Genomic DNA, 1,448 nt, shown 5'->3' on the forward strand with positions numbered 1-1,448 from the left:
TCACCACGTCGGCAGCCGATCGCAAGCGCATTCTACGATTTGTCATCCGCGAAGTCGTTCTTGATCAGAAGCGGACCCGAGGTCAGGTGTGGCTCAAGATCGTCTGGCAGACCGGCGCAACCAGCGAGCATCACGTACAACGGCGCGTTCACACCTACCGCGATTACATCGACATTGATCGGTTGCGGCGACGGATCGTCGAGTTGAATGCTGAACACAAAATGGATGGCGAGATCGCGGCAATACTCAATCAGGAAGGCTTCGTCGCGGCCCGAGGCTGCGCCTTCAAAGGCGAGAACGTCTGGTTGTTGCGTACCCGCTGGGGCATTCCCACCATCAAAATCAACGGCGTGGACAAGAATCCGATGCGCTGGCCTGACGGTAGCTTCTCGATTCAGGGCGCTGCGGCCGAGCTTGGTGTAACCTCGCAGACGGTGTTCGATTATCTTGCGCGCGGATTGCTGGTAGGTCGTCAGTTGGCCAAAGGCCAGCCATGGCAGATCGAGCTCTCAGACAAACAAATTACCCAGCTTCGCAACCGGGTACGACGCACCAAGCGTTCGAAGAAGGAGGCATCATGAAGTCATCGGCTCGGCAATCACGTCATGCCATTGTGACACCGGGACCTGACTTGACTTGAGCCAAGGCTCGTTTTTCTTGTGGGTGTTGAGGTTGTCGAGGATGACGTGAAGCTTTCGGCCCGGAAAGGCCGCGGTGATGCTGTTCATGAAATCGAGAAACTCGACGCGGCGACGACGTTTTGAATGCGTCGCGATGATCTTTCCGGTGGCGACCTCAAGGGCCGCAAACAGTGTTGTGGTGCCATGCCGCTTGTAATCGTGGCTCTGGCCGGTCAAGGCGCGGCCATTGGGCAACTTCAGATAACCCTGCGCTCGCTCCAAGGCCTGGATCGAGGGCTTCTCGTCCACGCATAGCACAATGGCCTTCGCGGGCGGGGCGACATAGAGGCCAACAACATCGGCGGCTTTGGCCGTAAAGTTCGGGTCGTTGCTCTCGCACCAGGACTTGCGGGCTACGAGGTCAATCTTGTGGCTGCGCAGGAACCGCCAGACATATTGGACGTCAACATCACCCAGCGCCTCGGCCAGCAGAGGGCCGGTCCAGCGCGCAAATCCTTGCGGGGACGGCTTATCCAGCAGCTTCAGAATCCGCTTGTCGGTGGCCTTCGTATAGATGGCTGCTTGCCGGGCCGCGGCTTGTCTTGCAGCCCTTCAAGGCCATGATCGGCATAGCGGCGCCGCCAAAGGCTGACAATCCGCGGCTGGACTCCGACTTCCTTGGCGATCGAGCGGGTGCTACGCCCCTCCGCCGCCAACAGAACTATCCGCACCCGCTTCAAATCGCGCTGCAACGTCACCGGCGAGCGCCAACACGCCTCAAGCACCTTGCGATCTTTCTGCGAAAGGTGGACTTCTCTTGCTTCGGGG

2 pseudogenes are annotated in these 1,448 nt (G+C 59.2%); one reads left to right on the forward strand and one right to left on the reverse strand.

Annotated features, from left to right (window positions below):
* A pseudogene (locus tag H8A95_RS42990) lies at nucleotides 1-581 on the forward strand (recombinase family protein); the annotation flags it as partial.
* 24 nt (nucleotides 582-605) lie between these two features.
* Here the strand turns inward: H8A95_RS42990 and H8A95_RS42995 are convergent.
* A pseudogene (locus H8A95_RS42995) lies at nucleotides 606-1,448 on the reverse strand (IS630 family transposase); the annotation flags it as partial.

The organism is Bradyrhizobium oropedii (assembly GCF_020889685.1).
In the GTDB taxonomy this organism is placed as follows: Bacteria; Pseudomonadota; Alphaproteobacteria; order Rhizobiales; family Xanthobacteraceae; genus Bradyrhizobium; species Bradyrhizobium oropedii.